Source organism: Pseudomonas sp. CGJS7 (assembly GCF_036961695.1).
The window spans coordinates 1-18,309 of the sequence record NZ_JBAMDI010000029.1 but is presented as its reverse complement, the minus strand read 5'-3'; the positions used below and the strand labels follow the sequence as shown (position 1 = coordinate 18,309).

The window sequence follows — 18,309 nt, the reverse complement described above, 5'->3', positions numbered from 1 at the left end:
GGCGGTGTTGCGGGCGATGTTGTCAGCGGGGCTTGGCGGGCCGCGCCGGCTTCAACGCATCGGGTGCGGTGTCGTAGACCGGGTCGGTGAGTCCTTGCAGGCTGCGTTCGGCCGCGCCGCCTTCCACGTCCAGCACCACCACTTCGTTGCGTCCCTGGCGCAGCCACGGCGCCGGTACGAACAAAGTCTGCTGCGGGCCGATCTTCCAATGCCGGCCCAGATGGTGGCCGTTGACCCAGACGTGGCCCTTGCCCCAGCCGCGAGTGTCGAGGAAGGTGCTGCCGGCGCGATCGAGCCGGAACTCGCCGCGCCAGAACGCCGGGCCGGTCTGCGCGCGTTGCGAATAACGCAGGCCGCTGAGGTCCGATAACGGCAGCGAATAGTGGGTCCAGTCGAACACTTCCTCCGCGCCCACCCGCACCGAGCGGGTGATGCCCTTGCGTTCTTCGTCCAGGCGCGCGCCGAAGTTGATCCGGCCCATGTTCTCGACCAACAGATCCAGCCGCGTACCGGGTTTCAGATCCGCATCCAGCTCGCGCTCGCCGAAACGCCGGTCCAGCGTGCCCACCGGCTTGCCGTCGGCCAGAACGGTGGCGTAGTCGCGCACTTCATCGACGGTGAGTTTGCCGCGGGCCTTGGCCGGCACGCTGGCGCGGTACAACACGAAGCCGTAGTTCTGATCCAGCGCTTCCATGTTGCGCGGCAACTTGGCCGACACCGGTTTGCTCAGCATCGGCAACGCGTCCAGCAGCGCCACCGATTCGCGCAACGCGAAACGCGGCACCGCGATGGTCGGCGCGCCGGCTTCGGGCAGCGGCGGCAGGGTTTCGCCGGCTTGCAGATGGCGGCCGATGGTTTCGCGCAATGCGCGGTATTTGGCGGTGATGCGGCCGGCTTCATCGACCGGCGCGTCGTAGTCGTAACTGGTGGTGTCGGGCTGGTACGGCATCTCGCGGCTGTAGTTGGCGCCGGCCAGCCAGCCGAAGCTGGTGCCGCCGTGGAACATGTACAGATTGAACGAGATGCCGCGTTGCAGGAACCATTCCACGGTCGAGGCCGCGCGCTCCGGCGGGGTGGTGTGGTGGGTCTCGCCCCAATGGTCGAACCAGCCGGCCCAGTATTCGCCGACCATGCGCGGGCCGCGCGGGCGGAATTCGCGCAAGGCATCGAACGCGGCTTCGGCGTCGGCGACATCGCCGTCGAAATTGATCACCGCGGTCACGTCGGGCAGCGGGCCGCCTTCGAAGTAATGCGGGCCGGCGCCGTCGGAGGTGAACAGCGGCAGGTCGAAGCCGGCCTCGATCATTTGCCGCTGGGCGGTGCGCATGTAATCGCGGTCGCGGCCGTAAGAGCCGTATTCGTTCTCGATCTGCATCATCAGGATCGGCCCGCCGCGACTGCTCAGCAGCGGCGCCAGTTCCTGATGGACGCGGCGCAGGTAGCGCTCGCCCGCGGCCAGGAAACGCGGGTCCATGCTGCGCACGCGCAGGCCCGGCGTGCGCAGCAGCCAGGCCGGGAAGCCGCCGAAGTCCAGTTCGGTGCAGATGTACGGGCCCGGGCGCACGATGGTGTCGAGGCCTTCTTCCTTGGCGATGCGGATGAAGGCGGCGATGTCGAGGTTGCCGCTGAAATCGAACCGGCCGGGTTCGGGTTCGTGCAGGTTCCAGAACACGTAGGTGGTGACGGTGTTCAGTCCCATCGCCCGTGCTTGCCGCAGCCGCTCGCGCCAGAACTCGCGCGGGATGCGCGGGTAGTGCATTTCGCCGGAGCGGATCACATGCGGTTTGCCGTCGAGCACGAAGCGGTCGCCTTCGATGGCGAAGCGCGGCGTCGCCGCGGCCGCATTGAATACCGTCAGCGACAGCGCGACGGCCAGGGTGCAGGCGGCGAGGCCGCGGCGAAATCCACTCATGTTCGGTTCCAGGCGGTATTGAGGGCGCGCGCGGTCCGCGCGACGTGCTCCGGCGTGCAGCCGGGTTTGTACAAGGTGCTGCCGATCCCGAACCCGCTGGCGCCGGCGGCGCGCCAGGCTTCGAGTTTGTCGGCGACGATGCCGCCGACCGGCAGCACCGCGGTGTCGGCGGGCAGCACCGAACGCAGGCCGCCGAGCATCGCCGGGTTGATCGCGTCGGCCGGAAACAGCTTGAGCGCATCGGCGCCGGCGTCCAGCGCGGCCAGGCATTCGCTGGGCGTGGCCGCGCCGGGCAGGGTCAACAGCCCGGCGCTTTTGGCCTGCGCGATCAGCGCCGGATCGGTGTGCGGGCACACCATCAGCCGCGCGCCGAGGCCGCTGAGCGTGCGCACCTCATCGATCCGGCGCACGGTGCCGGCGCCGAGCAGGATCGCGTCGCCGAACCGCCGTTGCAGCCGGGCGATGCTCTCGAAGGCATCGGGCGAATTCAGCGGCACCTCGATGATGCGCCAGCCCGCGCTCCACAGCGCTTCGCCGACCGGCAACGCCTCGGCGGGGGTGATCCCGCGCAAGATCGCCACGAACGGAGATTGCGCCAGCCAACTGTGCAGAACCGCGGCAGTCAAAGGAATCGTCATACGTATCCGGCGGCCTGGGCGACGCGCCACAACCCGCGGCAGAACGCGGTGTCGCCTTCGATGATGTAGTGGGCGATGCCGAAACGGCGCAGCGCCAGCGCGTAAGTCGCGGCCAGCTGGGCGCCGCCGATGATCGCCACCTCGCCGTCCGCCGCGCCGGCGGCGGCCTTGGCGCCGATGCATTCGTAGCCGATCAGCAGGCCCGACAGGAACGACGGCAATTCTTCCGCCGGCGCCGCGTCGCGCACGTTGCGCGCGCGCACGCCGAACAACTGGTGCAACCAATCGGGATGTTCGCGTGCGGTGTCCAGGCCGTGCAGGAAACCGCGTTCGGACCAAACGTTCGCCGGCAGACCGCGTCCGAGCAGACTGCGTTCCAGCAGCAACGCGTAAATCTCGCCGGTCGGATAAGTGGAAAACCCGACCACCGCGCCGGCCTGCACCTGCAACCACTTGCTGTGGGTGCCCGGCGCGACCACCCGGGTGGTGCCCGGCGGAACGCCGAGCGCCTGGGTTTCCTCGCCGCGCATCACGTCGTCGAAACCGTCGCTGGGGCCGCTGACGCCGGGCACGATCGCCGCGCGCCGCTGCTTGAACCGCAGCGGCTGCAAGCCCGCCGCCAGGGTCGCCGCGTCGGCCGGCAACGGCGCATACGGCGCTTCCTGCCAGCCGCTGCGCGCGCCGACCATGCCGGCCAGCAGGATCGGCGCGGTGCCGTCGTCGAGGTCCACGCTGAGCAATTCGTCCAAGGCTGCGGCGAATTCCTCCGCGCCGGCCAACACGGCCATGCCGCGGTCGCTCTGACGGGTGGCGATGACGCCGCCGCGGGCGTCGAAGGCGTGCACGCGCAGATGGGTCGAGCCCCAGTCCACGCCGATCAGCACGGTGCCGCCGTCGCCGCGGCGCGCGCCGGTTTCAACCGCCATGACGTTCCTCCTCGCGGCGCAGCGCGCGGCCGCGGCGTTCGCCGGTGGCCCGGCCGTCGCGCAATGCGCAGACGCCGGCCACCCACACCGCGTGGATGCCGGCGGCGGCTTGTTTGGGTTCGGCGAAACTGGCGCGGTCGGCGACGGTGGCCGGGTCGAACAAGACCAGATCCGCGGCCAGCCCGACCGCGATGCGCCCGCGTCGTTTCAAACCGAAGCTGTCGGCCGACAGCGAGGTCATGCGCCGGATCGCTTCGGCCAGATGGAACAAGCCTTCGTCGCGGCAGTAATGGCCGAGCACGCGCGGGAACGCGCCCCACAGGCGCGGATGCGGATGCGCGTCGTGCGGCAGGCCATCGGAGCCGATCATGGTGCGGTCATGGGCGAGCACCCGGCGCACGTCGTCCTCGCGCATCTGGAAGTACACCGCGCCGGCCGGATGCAGGCGGCGCGCGGCGGATTTCTGGTCGAGGTTCCAATCGGCGGCGATCTGCGCCAGATCGCGTCCGGCCTGCTCGGGATGCGACGTCGACCAGCTCACCAGGATCCGGATCGCCTCATCGACGTAATCCGGATCCAGCACGGTCGAGCCGGCGGTGTAGGGATACGCGTCGAGCCCGACCCAATGCCTGCGCCGGCGCTGGTCGATCCGCGCCAGGGTCTCCACGCTGCGCCCCCAATTGGCCGGTCCGGCGCATTTGTGGTGCGACAGGATCACCGGCGTGCCCGCGGCCTCGCCGGCGTCGATGGCTTCGTCCAGCGCGTCGAGCACGCCGTCGTATTCGTCGCGGATGTGCGAGGCGTACACCCCGCCGTGCGCGCCGCTTTCGCTGGCCAAGGCGATCACTTCGCTGTTGGGCGCGGCGCGGCTGGGCCGGTAGAACAGGCCGCTGGAAAAACCGAACGCGCCGGCCTGCATCGCCGAGCGCAGGCGCTCACGCATGCGTTCGATCTCGGCCGAATCGGCGGGCCGGTCCAGGTCGGCGACTTCGGCGATGCGCAAAGTGGAATGCCCGACCAGCGCAGCGACGTTCACCGCCGGCTTGGCGGCGTCGACCGCGTCGAGATACTCGGCGAAATCCTGGAAACGGAAATCGGCTTGCGCGCCGATCAGCGACAGCGGCGCCGGCGGTTCGCGCCCGGCCCGCCACGGCGCCAGACTGATGCCGCAGTTGCCGGCGATCACCGTGGTCACGCCCTGGCTGAGTTTGTTGAACACGCCCGGATCGTCGAGCACGGCGCGGTCGTCGTGGGTGTGCACGTCGATGAAGCCCGGCGCCAGGGCCAGGCCGCGCGCGTCTTCGCGGCTGCGCCCGCGCAAGCCGCCCGGCGCGCCGATCGCGGCGATGCGTCCGCCGTGGATCGCGATGTCGGCGCGATACTCCGGCCCGCCGCCGCCGTCGAACACCCGCGCGTTGGCGATCACCAGATCGTACAGAGCCGCATCGTTCGCGCTCATGCGCGCCTCGGCGACTGCGTGCGTTCCAGCTCGGCCTTGGCCCGCCGCGCTTTTTCCAATACCTGCGGCTGTTGGCGCAGGGCCACCGCGATCGCCAGCATGTCGATCACCGCCAGTTGCATCAGCCGCGACACGCCCGGCGAGTACGGCGTGGCCGCGCTCGACGGCGGCAGCAGCAGCGGCACGTGCGCGTCCCAACCCAGCGGCGTGCCGACCTGGGTCAGCGCGATCACCCGCGCGCCGTGTTGCTTGGCGATGCGCACGCTGTCGTTGACCTCCGGGCTGCGGCCCGACAGCGAGATCGCCAGCAGCACGTCGTCGGCGTCGAGCATGCCCGCGGCCAGGCGTTGCAGGTGGCCGTCGCTGTGCGCGCTGGCGGCGATGTCCAGGCGCAGGAAACGCAGGAACGCGTCCTGCGCGACCACGCCGGAACCGGAGCCCACGCCGATGCAGCAAACCCGGCGCGCGCCGGCGATCAGACCCGCGGCGGCATCGAGTGCGGCCGGGTCGGTGCGTTCGCGCACGTCCTGCAAGGCCACCGAGATGCTGTCGCAGACCTTGTGGACCAAGGTCGCCGCATCGTCGTCCTTGTCGATGGTGACCGCCTGATACGGCACGCCCGCGGCCAGGCCGTGGGCCAGCTGCACCTTGAACTGGCGCAGGCTTTCGCAACCGACCGCGCGGCAGAAACGGGTGACGCTGGGCTCGGACACGCCCGCGCGCTGGGCCAGTTCGCTGATGCTGGCGTGGATGGCGAAGTCCAGATCGGCCAGGACCACGTCGCCGACCTTGCGTTCGGCCGGGCGGAGGGTGTCGAGCGCGGCGCGGATCGCCGGAATGAGGTTGTCGGACACGTCGGACGATTCCTCAGAAGAAAGTGTTGATCGCGCCGGTGACGCGGTAGTGGTCGTCGCTGAGCAGCATCAACGGCCATTTGTCGAAGGTGGTGCACGGATGCGAGATGCCGGTGGCGACCAGATCGCCGACCCGCAGCGGATGCTCGTGCGGCAGTTCCAGGTAAGCGTGTTGGTCGTTCATCTTGACGATGCGCGCGTCGCGCATCGGCCGCGGCGCGGGCTCGCCGGGGCGATGCCAGCACAGCGGGCGCGGCAGCTCGATGTCGTAGGAGGCGTCGCGTTTGCCCAAGGTCAACAAGGCCAGGCCCGGTTCCGGCCGCGACTGCACCATCGCCCAGACTTCCAGCGCCGGTTGCAGGCCATGGCGGAAATCGGCGTCGTGGCGGCCGCGCATCTCTTGTTGCAGGCCGCGGTAGAAGCCGTGGTCGGAGGTCAGATAGCAGCCCGAACGCAGCACCCGCCGCAGCGGCCGCGACAATCCGCTCAGTTCGGCGAAGGCACGGGCGACGAAATCGAAATAGGCCGATCCGCCGGCGCTGATCAGGATTTCCTCGCCGTCGAACAAGCCCTGCGCATCGCAGTCGCGGGTCAGCGCGACCATCCGGCTCAGCAGCGATTGAACCCGTTGCAGATCGTCGGCGCGGTCGGCGCCGACCCACAAACCTTCGTAACCTTCGATGCCGGCCAGGCTCAGCTGCGCGGCGGCGTTGACCTGGCGCGCCAGTTCCAGCGCCTGCTGCGCATCGCGCACGCCGCTGCGGCCGCCTTCGGCGCCCAGCTCGATCAACACCGGCAGGCGCCGCTGCGGCGCGATCGCCTGCATGACCCGGTTCAAGCGCTGCACGCCGGCGCTGGAATCGACCAGCACCCAGGCCTGGAAATCCGGCTCATCGCGCAGCAACGCGGCCAGGCTTTCGATATCCGCCGGCGCCACCGGCTGATTGGCCAGCAGCACCCGTTTGACCCCGAAACGATGGGCCACGCGCAATTGCGGAATCGTCGCCAGGGTGATCGCCCAGGCGCCGGCATCGATTTGCGCTTGAAACAACTGCGGGCTCATCGTGGTCTTGCCGTGCGGCGCCAGCAGCGCGTCGGCGCGTTCGACGAACTCGCGCATCCAGGCGATGTTGTGATCCAGGGTGGACTGGCGCAGCACCGCGACCGGATACGACAGCGCGCCGTCGAGCACGTTGAGATCGAGCCCGGCGATGGCGTCCTGGCGCAGCGGCCGCTGCAGCGGCAGGCCTTTGACGCCGGGATGCAGCAACTGTTGTTGCAAGGCTTGCAGCGCATCGTTCATCAGAACAACTCCAGGGTCAGCTCCGAGGCCATCGCCCGATTGCCGGCCATCAGCCCGCCGTCCACCGGCAGCACCGCGCCGCTGATCATCCGCGCCAGCGGCGAGGCCAGGAACCACGCCGCTTCGGCGACGTCCTCGGGCGCGGCGAAATCGCCGAGCGGATACCACTTCTTCAATTCTTCGAACACTTGCGGATTCTTGTCCGCGCGCGCTTGCCAGGCCGGGGTCTTGACCGTGCCGGGGCAGACCACGTTGGCGCGCAGGCCCAGGCGGCCGTATTCGATCGCGATGGATTTGGCGTAGCTGATCAGTCCGGCCTTGGCCGCGCTGTAAGCCGGATGGCCGAGCGCGACCAGGCCGTTGACCGAACCGATGAACACGATGTTGCCGGCGGTGGCCTTGAGCCCGTCGAGCGCGGCTTCGAAGGTGCAGTAGCTGGCGTGCAGGTTGAGCTCGATGTCGCGCCGCCAGACCTCGGCGCGGGTGGCGGCCAGGCTCAGGCCTTCGGCGCTGCCGGCGTTGGCGATCACCGCGCCGATCGGGCCGTGCGCGGCGGTCAGCGGCGCCAATGCCGCGCGCAACGCGTCCAGATCCGACAACTCGCTCGCCACGGTCAGCACCTGGCCGTCGCCGTAGCCGGCGCTCAGCGCGCGCAGTCCCTCGGCGTCGCGATCGTGGGCGAGCACGCGGTCGCCGCCGGCGACAAAGCGCTCCACCAATCCTCGCCCGATTCCACCCGCAGCCCCGGTAATCAGCGTCAATCGGCTATTGCTGGTCATGGGACATCCCCTCCCAGCCCGATGCCGCCGGCGGCTCCGGTAATCAAGATCAATCGGCTATTGCTGCTCATAGGTCGTTCCCTGCCGGCCCGATCCCCGGATGCGATTCATGGCGGCGCTCGTTCTGTCATGGTTGCGGCCGCAGCGCTTGGCCGAGCGCGCGCAGGCGGTCGGGGCGCAGCAGTCCGTAGTTGTAGAACGAAATATCGCCGATGCCGGCGGCTTTGACAGCCGCTATCGCCGCAGCCGACTCGGCGCCGTCGCCCAGGTCCGGCGGGCCGGGGCGCAGGATCGCGCGCACCCGCGCCGGATCGCCGACCCGCTGCACGGTATCGAACGCGTCGGCGGCCACGCGCGCGGCGCTGGCCTCGTAGAACGGCACCTCGATACCGTCGCAGGCGCGCGCCAGCGCGGCCAGCTGGCTGCCTTCCAGCCAGGTGTTGGCGGTCGGCCGCTGCACGGTCGGGATCACCCACACTTCGCGCTCGCGCGGCACCGCGGCGCGGATCGCGGCGACCAACTCAGTCACGCGCTTCTGCCGCAACTTCACATAAGCCGCCAATTGCGGGGTTTCCAGCAAATCCGCCATCAACCAGGCCGCGGCTTGATCCGGCGCGGCGTCCACCGGCGCGACCAGATACGCGTCGACCCGCGCGCGCAACCACGCGGCCAAGGCGTCGGCGTCCAGATCGGCCTGGCCGGCCAACTGTCGGCAATGCGCGCAAAAACACAGGCCGAGCAACGTTTCCAGCCACAGGTTGCCGCGCACCTGGGCGAACTCGTGGTGATAGCCGTGCGCATACGGCAGCCAGTTCGGGGTTTCCAGCACCAGGCCGCGCACCGGTTGCCGGGCGATGTCGGCGCACAGCGCCAGCGCGTAGTCGAACACCGCCGGCGAGGACGGGCACAGGTTGTAGACGTAGGCATCGCCCCAGGCGTTGCGGGCGACGTGCAGCGGATGGCGTTCGCCCAGGCGGCTGTTGTGCAGCAGCACGGTCCATGCGCGCACCTGCAGGCGGCCGTCGTCGGCCAGATCGGCGGCGACATGGCGCAGCGCCGGGTCGGAGTGCGCGCTCGGCGCGATCTCGCCGTAGCGATGGCGATCGGGTTCGAAGTAGGCCGCGCCGTCTTCGGGGAAGGCCACGCGTTGGCCGCGGTGGTGCGGGCTGAGGAATTTTCCGGCGTGGTAGACCAGCGCCAGGGTGACCGAGTTCAAGCCCAGCTCGACGGCCTGCGCGGAGAATTCGCGCGCACCGCGCGAGGCCACGTCCCAGGGGTAGGCATACAGCGAGCGGACTGGGGCGGAGCGGCCGACGGCCATGACGGGTCCTTGTAATTTTAAAACACGAAGCCTTTGCCTTTGCTGGCTAAATTATCAGGCGTCCTGATATTTAGGCATTGTGCAGTGCAAAATGCATCGTTAAGGCTTGTAAGATAATTTCATGGAGCGGCCGGGCTGTCACCTGTGCGGGCGCCCCCCACGACGATCGGCGAGAGACCCGCATGAGCGAACACGACAACGGCATCGTCCGTTACGGCCTGGAACCCAGCGGCGCCGGCGGCCAATCGCTGCCGTTCTCGCCGGCGGTGCGCGCCGGCGACTTCGTCTACATCTCCGGACAAGTGGCGATGAACGAGCGCGGCGAAATCGAGCCGGGCGGGATCGAGGCGCAGACCCGGCGGACCATGGCGAACGTGCAGAAGGTGCTGGCCCTGGCCGGCTGCGGCCTGAGCGACGTGGTCAAGGTCACCGTCTGGCTCGACGACACCCGCGACTTCTGGAGCTTCAACCGCGTCTACCGCGAATACTTCGGCGAACAACCGCCGGCGCGCTCGTGCGTGCGTTCGCAGATGATGGTCGATTGCAAGATCGAGATCGAAGCCATCGCCTATAAACCGTTGCCGCGCTGAGCGCGGTCGTTCCCATCCAGCGTATTCCACCGACGCATTCCACCGAGGCGCCTGCATGAACCGACGCGATTTTCTCGCCACTTCCGCCACCGCCGGCACGCTGCTGGCCAGCAGCGCGTTCACCCCGGCGTTCGCGCGCAAGCGCGGCGCCAAGCTGCGCATCGGCCTGATCGGCGTGGGCATGCGCGGGCAGGTGCATCTGACCGAACTGCTGCGCCGCGAGGATGTGGAAGTGACCGCGTTGTGCGATGTCGAGCCGATCATGCTCGACCGCTCGCTGGCGATGATCGCCAAGGCCGGCAAGGCCAAGCCGGCGGTGTACGGCCGCGACGGCGACAACGAGGCGTATCGCAAGATGCTGGCCAAGGGCGGCCTGGACGGGGTGATCATCGCCACGCCGTGGGAATTCCACGCCGCCCAGGCGATCGCGGCGATGCAGGCGCGGATCGCGGTGGGTTGCGAAGTGGTCGCCGGCATCACCCTGGACGACCATTGGGAAGTCCTGCGCGTCCAGCAAAGCACCGGCACGCCGTACATGCTGCTGGAAAACGTCTGCTACCGCCGCGACGTGCTGGCGGCGCTCAACATGGTCCGACAGGGCCTGTTCGGCGAGATCGTGCACCTGCAGGGCGGTTATCAGCACGACCTGCGCGCGGTCAAATTCAACAGCGGCAACCCCGAACACCCTTACGGCGGCGGCGTGGAATTCGGCCCGAAGGCGTGGTCGGAAGCGCGCTGGCGCACCGAGCATTCGGTCAAGCGCGACGGCGATCTGTACCCCAGCCACGGCATCGGCCCGTGCGCGATGGCCATCGACATCCACCGCGGCAACCGCTTCACCCACCTGAGCGCGTTCTCCAGCAAGCCGCGCGGCCTGCACGACTACATCGTCAAGCAGGCCGGGCCCGAGCATCCCAACGCCAAGGTCAAGTTCAAGCTCGGCGATCTGGTCACCACCCAGATTCTCTGCCACAACGGCGAGACCATCGTGCTCCAGCACGACACCTCGCTGCCGCGTCCGTACTCGCTGGGCTTCCGCATCCAGGGCACCGACGGCCTGTGGATGGACCTCAACGATGCGATCCACATCGAAGGCAAGAGCAAGCCGCACCAGTGGGACAAGGCCGACGACTGGTTCGCCAAGTACGACCACCCGCTGTGGCAGCGCTTCGGTAAAGCCGCGGCCGACGCCGGCCACGGCGGCATGGACTTCTTCGTCATCCATGCCTTCGTCGAGGCGCTCAAGGCCGACGCGCCGATGCCGATCGATATCTATGACGCCATCGCCTGGAGCGCGATCACGCCCTTGTCCGAGCAGTCCATCGCCGAGCACAAGACCCTGGAGTTCCCGGACTTCACCGGCGGCAAGTGGCAGGACCGCAAGCCGATCTTCGCCTTGAACGATCGCTACTGAGGCCTCAGCGCGACGGTGGCGGTTCGGCATCGAACCCCACCACGTCGTTGTCCAGCGGCATTTGCAGTCGATGCGCCTGGCCGGCGGCGGGCAGCGCCGAGTCCGCCGCCAAGGCCTGCTGCACCGACCAGGCGCCGGCGTAATCGAAGCGTTCGAACACGAACGGCAGGCCCTCGGAGCCTTCGAAGGCCGCCGAGTCGGACAGGTGCAGATGCAAGTGCGGGCCGCCGGAACTGCCCGATTGTCCCAGCGTGCCCAGCGTTTGGCCGCGCCGCACCCGTTGCCCGGCCTTTACCGCGACGCTGCCGCGGCGCAGGTGCGTGTAGTGCACGAACACCGACGGCGCGATTTCCAGAATGACGTAGTTGCCGTACAGCCCGTCGGCGGTCAGCGCCGCGGGCTCGGATTGCGGCGACAGTGGCGCGTGTTCGCCCTCGCCGTCGCGCGCGGAGTGGACCACGCCGTCGGCCACCGCCAACACCGGCGCGGCGTAACCGATCCAGTCGGCATGCCGGCTCTTGCGCAGATCGGCGACGCCGGCGCGGACCGCGTGGCCGCGCGCATCCAGCCCCACCAAGTCCAGCGCATAGCGTTGCGGAATGCAGACCCGGCCGTTGCTGGCGACCAGGCTGCCCCAGTGATGCGATTGCGGATTGGACGGGCCTTCGTTGACCAGCCAGCGGCCGCCGCGCACCGGCGCGCCCAACACCGGTGGCGCGCTCTGGGCGACCGCGACACGGGCGCCGTCGACGAATTCGTCCGCGCCGCCCTCGCGTGAGAATTCGATGCGATGGCGCAGCGAATGCGGCGCCGGCGTCCCAGCCGGCAGGTCCAGCCAGACGAAGACCACGGCGCGCTGGCCGCCGGCGATCGCCAGCGCTCTATCGGCGTCCTCGACCGGGCCGAGCATGCGTTGCAACGCTTCGCCCTCGAAGCGGGCCAGCGGCGCGGAAGCGTCGTCGGCGTACACCTGCAGTCGCCGCAGGCGCAGCGTCGCGCCGGAGCGGTAGAAGTTGCTGATGTGCAGCTCATAAGCCAGATGCGCGAGCCCGTCGCGGCCGGCGACCGCGCTCGGCGCCTGCGGCGTGCGGACTTCCACCGCGGCCGGCGTTGGCTGCTGCGCTGGCGTGGACGGTGCGGCGCGTTCGGCCGCGACCGCGGCGAGCGACAAACCGGCGAGCAGGGCGGCTGAGCAAACGGCGCGGGTGCGGAGCAACTTACGGAGACGCTGAGCCTGGGGCATCGATGGATCCGCTGATGGGCGTTGCCGGCCACGGGCGCCGTGAGTGCGGGGCCGCGCGCGGTATCGGGCGATGCTACTGAAGTTCGGGGCGGTGGGCAGCCATGCCGTTTGTCGGTAACCGATAAAACGCCATTGACAGGTTTTGACGAAGCCTAATAACCTTTAAATCATATTTTAATGGTTAAGGCCGATGCGCGCTCGATCCAGAGGCTGGTTGCTGTGCGGTTTGTTGCTACCGGCCCTGAGCGCCTGCGCGCAACCGCCGTCCGCGGACCCGGGAGTTGCCGTGACTCGATCCCCTTCGACGCAAAACCGCGCCGCGATCGCGGTAATCGACGCCCCCAGCAATCTGGGTCTGCGCCCGCCCAGGCCCGGCGTCGAACCCGGTGTGCGCCGCATGCCCGAGGCCTTGCGCGCGACCGGATTGGTCGAACGCCTGCGCGCGCACGACGCCGGCCGGGTCGAAGCGCCGACGTATTCGCCCGAACCCGATCTGCGCATCGGCTTCCGCAACGGTGCGGCCTTGCACGACTACAGCCAGACCCTTGCCGACCGACTCTCGCCGTTGCTGGAAGGCGGCGATTTCGTGTTGGTGATCGGCGGCGACTGCAGCGTGCTGCTCGGCAGCGGTCTGGCGCTGAAGCAGCGCGGCCGTTATGGCCTGGCCTTCATCGATGCGCACGACGATTTCTCTTTCGTCCGCGACCGCAAGCGCTATGAGGGATACCTCACCGCGGCCGGGCTCGATCTGGGTTTGGCGACCGGACACGGTCCGCGTGCGCTGTCGGATCTGCGCGGGCAGTCGCCGTATTTCCAGCCGCGCGACGTAGTGCACCTGGGACTGGTGCTGGCCGAAGAAGACAAGCGCGACTACGAGTTCGAAGCCTTCGAGCAATCCGGCATCCACAGCATCGACGCCGAAGCGATCCGCCGCGACGGCGCCGCGGTGGCGGGCCGCGCGGCGCGGCAACGGCTTGAGGCGATGCCGACCCGCGGTTTCTGGATTCACCTGGATGCCGACGTGCTGGCCGAACGGGTGATGCCGGCGGTGGATTCGCCCAATCCCGACGGCCTGGAGTTCGAACAACTGTGCGCGCTGCTGGCGCAACTGCTGGAGAGCCCGAATGCGGTCGGTCTGGAGCTGACGATCTTCGATCCCGATCTCGACCCCGATGGGCGCCTGGCCCAGCGCTTGTCCGACGCGGTGGCCGGTGCGTTCGAAGACAGCGGGCGGTGGCCGTCGGCGGCCGGCGCTGCGGCGCGCTGAGGCCGGCATGCAGCGGCGCGATATTCTGGCGGGCGGTGCGGCGGCGGTGCTGCTGGTGGCGGGGCGTGCGGCCGGCGCGGATGCTTCGGCCGCGACGGCGATGGATGCGGACGATTCGCCCGCGCCGCCGGTCGCGCATCGGATCGAGCGCGGCTCGCGTCTGTTGTTCATCAGCGGACAGGTGCCGACCGACGCCGATGGCGACACGCCCGAGCGTTTCAGCGCGCAATGCCGGCTGGCCTGGCGCAATCTGGAAGCGCAGTTGGCGGCCGCCGATATGCAGCTCAGGCATTTGGTCAAGGTGACGGTGTTTCTGGCCCGTCGGCAGGATCTGCGGCGCGAACGCGAGCTGCGGCGCGAGCGGTTGCTCGGGGTGGCGCGGCCTTCGGTCAGCGTGGTGATCGTGGGGATTTACGATGAGGGTTGGCGGATCGAGATCGAGGCGATTGCGTTGGCTTGAATGCGGTTGGCGGGGCGGGCTCGGGTGAGGTGAGCAAGATCAAAATGGGTTCCGGCTTTCGCCGGAATGACGGGGTGGGGGGAGTCGGGGTGAGGGGCGGAGCGGTCAATCGGCGCTGCCGAAATCCCGATGCAGGACCCGATACTCGCGCGGCGACATGCCGACGGTGGCCTTGAACTGGCGCGCGAACGCGCTCTGATCGGAAAACCCGCAGGCCAATCCGACCTGGGCGATGCTGGCCTCGCCGCGCAGTTCGCGCATCGCCGCTTCGATCCGGATCTTGGTGATGCTCTGCTGCGGGGTGAGTTGGAACACCCGTTGGAAATGCCGCTCGAGCTGGGCGACCGACAGATTGGCCACTAACGCCAGTTCGGTCACCCGCAGCGGCCCCGCGTAGTGCTGCTGCATGTGTTCGGTGACCTGGCGCAAACGTTCGTAAGTGGGATCGCGGCCGTCGGGCGAGCCCAGATCGCGCGACAGGCCGACCAGTCCGCGACGGCCGTCGGGCAGCGGCAGCGGACGTTTTCCGGTCAGGCACCAACCCGGTTGCCGGTTCGGGTACAGATGCACTTCGAGTTGGTTCTCGATGGTTTCGCCGGCCAGCGCGCGCCGGTCCTGGATCGCGTAACGCCCGCCCAGCCGCGCCGGAAATACATCGGTGACGCTGCGGCCGATCACGTCTTCGCGTCGCTTCAGTCCCAGCCGCCGCACCAGCGTCAGATTGGCGTGGGTGTAGCGCGCGGCGTCGTCCTTGACGAAGAACACCACGTCCGGCAACGCATCGCACAGCGTCTGCATGAGTTCGGCGTCGATCGGCGTCGGCCGGGCGACCGGATGGGAATGCGGCGAGGACATCGTGGCGGGTAGCTCCGGGGCCGGGTCGTGACGTCGCCGCGATTATGCCGAATTCCGCATCCGATGCCGGTAATGGCCGCTAGACCCGCAGCGGCCCCGGGCCGAGCATGGCGGGATGCACAGCCTCGACATCATCGACTCGCACACCGGCGGCGAACCCACCCGCGTGGTGGTCTCCGGATTCCCCGAACTCGGCGCCGGCACCCTGGCCGAACAGCGCGAGCGGTTCCGTGCCGAATTCGACCATTGGCGCAGCGCCATCGCCTGCGAGCCGCGCGGCTCGGACACGGTGGTCGGCGCGCTGCTGTTGCCGGCGCAATCGGCCGATGCCTGCGCGGGGGTGATCTTCTTCAACAACGTCGGCTACCTGGGCATGTGCGGGCACGGCACCATCGGTCTGGTGCGTACCTTGCAGCACTTGGGGCGGATCGGACCGGGCTCGCATCGGATCGAAACCCCGGTCGGCACGGTCGGCGCTCATTTGCACGAAGACGGACGCGTGTCGGTCGACAACGTCGAGAGCTGGCGCCACGCCGCCGCGGTGCGGGTGGACGTGCCCGGTTACGGCGAGGTGGTCGGCGACGTCGCCTGGGGCGGCAACTGGTTCTTCATCGCCAAGACCGAGCGCGAGATCGCGCTGGCGCATCAGCGCGAGTTGACCGCCTACGCCGAAGCGATCCGGCATGCGTTGGAAGCGGCGGGCATCGCCGGCGCCGACGGTGCGCAGATCGATCACATCGAGTTGGAAACCGCCGCCAGCGCCGCCGACAACCACGGCCGCAACTTCGTGCTGTGTCCGGGGCTGGCCTACGACCGCTCGCCCTGCGGCACCGGCACCAGCGCCAAGCTGGCGTGTCTGGCCGCCGACGGCAAGCTCGCGCCCGGCGCGCTGTGGCGGCAGGAGAGCGTGCTCGGCAGCGTGTTCGAAGGTTCCTACCGCCGCGGCGAGCGCGGCGTTCTGCCCACCATCACCGGCAGCGCGCACATCACCGCGTGTTCGCTGTTGCTGATCGACGAACACGATCCCTTCGCCTGGGGCATCGCCGCGCGTTGAGCGACGGCCATCGGCATGAACCGCTACGACCTCATCGTGATCGGCGCCGGCATCGTCGGCGCGGCCTGCGCCGAATGCGCGGCGCGCGAAGGCATGCGCGTGGCGGTGGTCGATCCCGGCCCGGTCGGCGGCGGCGCCACCGCCGCGGCGATGGGGCATCTGGTGGCGATGGACGACGACCCGCACGAACTGGCGCTGTCGCGCTATTCGCTGCGGCTGTGGGAGCGTTTCGCCGATCTGCCGCAGGCCGAATTCAGCCGCTGCGGCACTTTGTGGGTGGCGCGCGAGCCGCGCGAACTCGATGGCGTCGCCGCCAAGATCGAGCGCTTGGCCGCGGCCGGCGTGCGCGCGCGCCGGATCGACGGCGATGAGCTGTATCGGCTCGAACCCGAACTCGCGCCGGGCCTGTGCGGCGGCATGTTGGTGCCGGACGAGGCGGTGGTGTATCCGCCGCGGGTCGCGCTGCATTTGCTGCAGCTCGCGCGCGGCCTCGGCGCGGACGCGTTCATCGGCCGGCGCGCGGTGGCGCTGACCGCCGCCGGCGCGCGCCTGGACGACGGCCGCGAACTGATCGGCCCGGTGTTGCTGGCGACCGGCTGCGCGCTGCCCGAACTGCTGCCGCAGTTGCCGATGCGCGCGCGCAAGGGCCAGTTGGTCATTACCGAACGTTACCCCGGCCGGGTGCGCCATCAGTTGCTGGAACTGGGCTACGCCGACAGCGCCCACGGCGACGCCGACAGCAGCGTCGCCTTCAATGTGCAGCCGCGCCCGACCGGGCAGATTCTGATCGGCTCCTCGCGCGAGTTCGGCGCCAGCGGCCGCGAGGTGTCGATGCCGATGCTGCAACGCATGCTAGAACGCGCGTTCGCGTTCTTGCCGATGCTGCGCGAACTGCAGGCGTTGCGGGTATGGACCGGGTTTCGTCCGACCACCGCCGACGGCCGGCCGTATATCGGCGCGGCCGGCGTGCGCGCGGACACCTGGGTCGCCGCCGGCCACGAGGGCCTGGGCGTGACCACCGCGCTGGGCACTGCGCAGTTGCTGATCGATCAATTGCTGCAACGCGCGCCGGCGATCGACCCGGCGCCGTTCGCGCCGACCCGGGCGCTGCGATGAAGCCGGCGTCGGTGCATTTGCGCGTGGACGGCGTGGCGGTGGAAGTTCCGGCCGGCGCCAACGTCGCCGCCGCGGTGGCGCTGGCCTCGTCGCGGTTCCGCCGCTCGCGCGACGGCGAAGCGCGCGCGCCGTTGTGCGGGATGGGCGTGTGCTTCGAATGCCGGGTCAGCATCGACGGCGTCGCCCATCAGCGCGCGTGCCTGACGCCGGCGCGCGAAGGCATGCAGGTGCGCTGCGATGATTGAATCCTGCGATGTGCTGGTGATCGGCGCCGGCCCGGCCGGCTTGGCCGCGGCGCGCGCGGCCGCTTCGCATGGCGTGCAGGTGACGCTGGTCGAGATGCAGGCGCGCGCGGGCGGGCAGGTCTGGCGCGAGGACGTGCGCGCGCCCGGGCGCTCACCGGCGCGGCACGAGTTCGTTCGTTTGCGCGCGTTGCCGAATCTGCGCTGGTTGGGACAAGCGCAAGTGATCGGCGCCTGGCCGGGCGAAATACTGTTGGAACAGGCCGGTCTGGCGCGGCGCCTGCGCTTCGGCTCGCTGGTGCTGGCCACCGGCGCGCGCGAACTGTTGTTGCCGTTCCCCGGCTGGACCTTGCCCGGCGTCACCGGCGCGGGCGGCCTGCAGGCGCTGGTCAAGCAAGGCTGGCCGATCGCCGGCAAGCGCGTGGTGATCGCCGGCAGCGGGCCATTGCTGTTGGCCGCTGCGGCCACCGCGCGGATGCACGGCGCCAAGGTGCTCGGCATCTACGAACAAACCCCGACCGCGCAACTGGCGCGGTTCGCCACGCAGCTGTGGCGCTGGCCGTCGAAACTGGCGCAAGCCGCCGGTCTGCGTGCGCGGCTGGCGGCGGTGCCGTACCGCGGCGGCAGTTGGGTGCGCGCCGCGCACGGCGATGAGCGCGTGCGCGAAGTCGAACTGGAAACCCCGCGCGGCCGCCGCCGGGTCGAGGTCGATCAACTCGCGGTCGGCTACGGCCTGGTGCCGAACACCGAACTGGCCGCGCAACTGGGTTGCGCGCTGGACCTGAGCGCGACGCATCCGCGCGTGCGGGTCGACGACTACTTGGCCACCGACGTCGCCGGCATTTACGCCGCCGGCGAAGCCTGCGGCATCGGCGG

Annotated in this window: 18 protein-coding genes; 8 read left to right on the top strand and 10 right to left on the bottom strand. The window is 69.5% G+C overall.

Translation table 11 applies throughout. The annotated features are described in order from the left end of the window. Positions 1–22: 22 nt before the first annotated feature. The 8 genes from V7787_RS18695 to V7787_RS18660 form a co-directional block, all read right to left on the bottom strand. Complete coding sequence (locus V7787_RS18695; protein WP_336089020.1) at positions 23–1,912, bottom strand: glycoside hydrolase family 35 protein; 1,890 nt, start codon at positions 1,910–1,912, stop codon at positions 23–25. Then, a complete protein-coding gene (locus tag V7787_RS18690) occupies positions 1,909–2,550 on the bottom strand; it encodes a 2-dehydro-3-deoxy-6-phosphogalactonate aldolase (protein WP_336089019.1) in 642 nt (213 codons plus the stop codon). The genes V7787_RS18695 and V7787_RS18690 overlap by 4 nt, the downstream gene beginning before the upstream one ends. After that, positions 2,547–3,476 carry a 2-dehydro-3-deoxygalactonokinase gene (locus V7787_RS18685; RefSeq protein ID WP_336089018.1) on the bottom strand — a complete coding sequence of 310 codons (930 nt, stop codon included), beginning with the start codon at positions 3,474–3,476 and terminating at the stop codon, positions 2,547–2,549. Before V7787_RS18685 ends, V7787_RS18690 begins: the two co-directional genes overlap by 4 nt. Beyond that, the gene (locus V7787_RS18680) at positions 3,466–4,935 is read right to left on the bottom strand and encodes an N-acyl-D-amino-acid deacylase family protein (RefSeq protein ID WP_336089017.1); all 1,470 of its coding nucleotides are present in this window, start codon (positions 4,933–4,935) and stop codon (positions 3,466–3,468) included. The genes V7787_RS18685 and V7787_RS18680 overlap by 11 nt, the downstream gene beginning before the upstream one ends. After that, positions 4,932–5,789 (bottom strand): MurR/RpiR family transcriptional regulator, encoded by an 858-nt coding sequence (locus V7787_RS18675; protein WP_336089016.1) that lies wholly within the window; start codon positions 5,787–5,789, stop codon positions 4,932–4,934. Before V7787_RS18675 ends, V7787_RS18680 begins: the two co-directional genes overlap by 4 nt. Positions 5,790–5,802: 13 nt before the next feature. Further along, complete coding sequence (locus V7787_RS18670; RefSeq protein ID WP_336089015.1) at positions 5,803–7,092, bottom strand: amino acid deaminase; 1,290 nt, start codon at positions 7,090–7,092, stop codon at positions 5,803–5,805. Beyond that, complete coding sequence (locus tag V7787_RS18665) at positions 7,092–7,871, bottom strand: SDR family oxidoreductase (protein ID WP_336089014.1); 780 nt, start codon at positions 7,869–7,871, stop codon at positions 7,092–7,094. The genes V7787_RS18670 and V7787_RS18665 overlap by 1 nt, the downstream gene beginning before the upstream one ends. 127 nt (positions 7,872–7,998) lie before the next feature. Then, positions 7,999–9,192 (bottom strand): hypothetical protein, encoded by a 1,194-nt coding sequence (locus V7787_RS18660; RefSeq protein ID WP_336089013.1) that lies wholly within the window; start codon positions 9,190–9,192, stop codon positions 7,999–8,001. A gap of 182 nt (positions 9,193–9,374) precedes the next feature. Here V7787_RS18660 and V7787_RS18655 point away from each other — a divergent pair, with 182 nt between their 5' ends. Both V7787_RS18655 and V7787_RS18650 read left to right on the top strand, forming a co-directional pair. Beyond that, a complete protein-coding gene (locus V7787_RS18655; RefSeq protein ID WP_336089012.1) occupies positions 9,375–9,782 on the top strand; it encodes a RidA family protein in 408 nt (135 codons plus the stop codon). Positions 9,783–9,837: 55 nt separating this feature from the next. Beyond that, on the top strand, positions 9,838–11,196 hold the full coding sequence (locus V7787_RS18650; RefSeq protein WP_336089011.1) for a Gfo/Idh/MocA family protein: 1,359 nt from the start codon (positions 9,838–9,840) through the stop codon (positions 11,194–11,196). A 4-nt stretch (positions 11,197–11,200) separates the two neighbouring features. Here V7787_RS18650 and V7787_RS18645 read toward each other — a convergent pair whose 3' ends face one another. Further along, the gene (locus V7787_RS18645) at positions 11,201–12,439 is read right to left on the bottom strand and encodes a M23 family metallopeptidase (RefSeq protein WP_336089010.1); all 1,239 of its coding nucleotides are present in this window, start codon (positions 12,437–12,439) and stop codon (positions 11,201–11,203) included. 286 nt (positions 12,440–12,725) lie between these two features. On the opposite strand from V7787_RS18645, the gene V7787_RS18640 reads away from it, so the two are divergent. Together V7787_RS18640 and V7787_RS18635 are read left to right on the top strand one after the other, a co-directional pair. Next, the gene (locus V7787_RS18640; RefSeq protein ID WP_336089009.1) at positions 12,726–13,706 is read left to right on the top strand and encodes an arginase family protein; all 981 of its coding nucleotides are present in this window, start codon (positions 12,726–12,728) and stop codon (positions 13,704–13,706) included. Between the two features lie 7 nt (positions 13,707–13,713). Beyond that, positions 13,714–14,166, top strand: a complete 453-nt coding sequence (locus tag V7787_RS18635) for a RidA family protein (protein ID WP_336089008.1) — start codon at positions 13,714–13,716, stop codon at positions 14,164–14,166. Between the two features lie 105 nt (positions 14,167–14,271). Here V7787_RS18635 and V7787_RS18630 read toward each other — a convergent pair whose 3' ends face one another. Further along, positions 14,272–15,021 carry an AraC family transcriptional regulator gene (locus V7787_RS18630; RefSeq protein WP_336089007.1) on the bottom strand — a complete coding sequence of 250 codons (750 nt, stop codon included), beginning with the start codon at positions 15,019–15,021 and terminating at the stop codon, positions 14,272–14,274. A 115-nt stretch (positions 15,022–15,136) separates the two neighbouring features. Here V7787_RS18630 and V7787_RS18625 point away from each other — a divergent pair, with 115 nt between their 5' ends. The 4 genes from V7787_RS18625 to V7787_RS18610 form a co-directional block, all read left to right on the top strand. Beyond that, entirely contained in the window at positions 15,137–16,075 is a 939-nt protein-coding gene (locus V7787_RS18625) for a 4-hydroxyproline epimerase (RefSeq protein ID WP_336089006.1), read from the top strand. Positions 16,076–16,090: 15 nt separating this feature from the next. Continuing rightward, entirely contained in the window at positions 16,091–17,191 is a 1,101-nt protein-coding gene (locus V7787_RS18620) for an NAD(P)/FAD-dependent oxidoreductase (protein ID WP_336089005.1), read from the top strand. Beyond that, positions 17,188–17,436, top strand: a complete 249-nt coding sequence (locus tag V7787_RS18615; protein ID WP_336089004.1) for a 2Fe-2S iron-sulfur cluster-binding protein — start codon at positions 17,188–17,190, stop codon at positions 17,434–17,436. The genes V7787_RS18620 and V7787_RS18615 overlap by 4 nt, the downstream gene beginning before the upstream one ends. Continuing rightward, a partial coding sequence (locus V7787_RS18610) for an NAD(P)/FAD-dependent oxidoreductase (protein WP_336089003.1) occupies positions 17,429–18,309 on the top strand: 881 nt, incomplete at its 3' end. The genes V7787_RS18615 and V7787_RS18610, both read left to right, overlap by 8 nt.

Excerpts from the sequence above, each read along its gene's own strand:
- V7787_RS18630 (WP_336089007.1), bottom strand. The coding sequence starts at position 15,021 with ATGTCCTCGCCGCATTCCCATCCGGTCGCCCGGCCGACGCCGATCGAC.
- V7787_RS18665 (WP_336089014.1), bottom strand. The coding sequence starts at position 7,871 with ATGACCAGCAATAGCCGATTGACGCTGATTACCGGGGCTGCGGGTGGA.
- V7787_RS18670 (WP_336089015.1), bottom strand. The coding sequence starts at position 7,092 with ATGAACGATGCGCTGCAAGCCTTGCAACAACAGTTGCTGCATCCCGGC.
- V7787_RS18645 (WP_336089010.1), bottom strand. The coding sequence starts at position 12,439 with ATGCCCCAGGCTCAGCGTCTCCGTAAGTTGCTCCGCACCCGCGCCGTT.
- V7787_RS18625 (WP_336089006.1), top strand. The coding sequence starts at position 15,137 with ATGCACAGCCTCGACATCATCGACTCGCACACCGGCGGCGAACCCACC.
- V7787_RS18620 (WP_336089005.1), top strand. The coding sequence starts at position 16,091 with ATGAACCGCTACGACCTCATCGTGATCGGCGCCGGCATCGTCGGCGCG.
- V7787_RS18685 (WP_336089018.1), bottom strand. The coding sequence starts at position 3,476 with ATGGCGGTTGAAACCGGCGCGCGCCGCGGCGACGGCGGCACCGTGCTG.
- V7787_RS18695 (WP_336089020.1), bottom strand. The coding sequence starts at position 1,912 with ATGAGTGGATTTCGCCGCGGCCTCGCCGCCTGCACCCTGGCCGTCGCG.
- V7787_RS18650 (WP_336089011.1), top strand. The coding sequence starts at position 9,838 with ATGAACCGACGCGATTTTCTCGCCACTTCCGCCACCGCCGGCACGCTG.
- V7787_RS18690 (WP_336089019.1), bottom strand. The coding sequence starts at position 2,550 with ATGACGATTCCTTTGACTGCCGCGGTTCTGCACAGTTGGCTGGCGCAA.
- V7787_RS18660 (WP_336089013.1), bottom strand. The coding sequence starts at position 9,192 with ATGGCCGTCGGCCGCTCCGCCCCAGTCCGCTCGCTGTATGCCTACCCC.
- V7787_RS18655 (WP_336089012.1), top strand. The coding sequence starts at position 9,375 with ATGAGCGAACACGACAACGGCATCGTCCGTTACGGCCTGGAACCCAGC.
- V7787_RS18635 (WP_336089008.1), top strand. The coding sequence starts at position 13,714 with ATGCAGCGGCGCGATATTCTGGCGGGCGGTGCGGCGGCGGTGCTGCTG.
- V7787_RS18615 (WP_336089004.1), top strand. The coding sequence starts at position 17,188 with ATGAAGCCGGCGTCGGTGCATTTGCGCGTGGACGGCGTGGCGGTGGAA.
- V7787_RS18680 (WP_336089017.1), bottom strand. The coding sequence starts at position 4,935 with ATGAGCGCGAACGATGCGGCTCTGTACGATCTGGTGATCGCCAACGCG.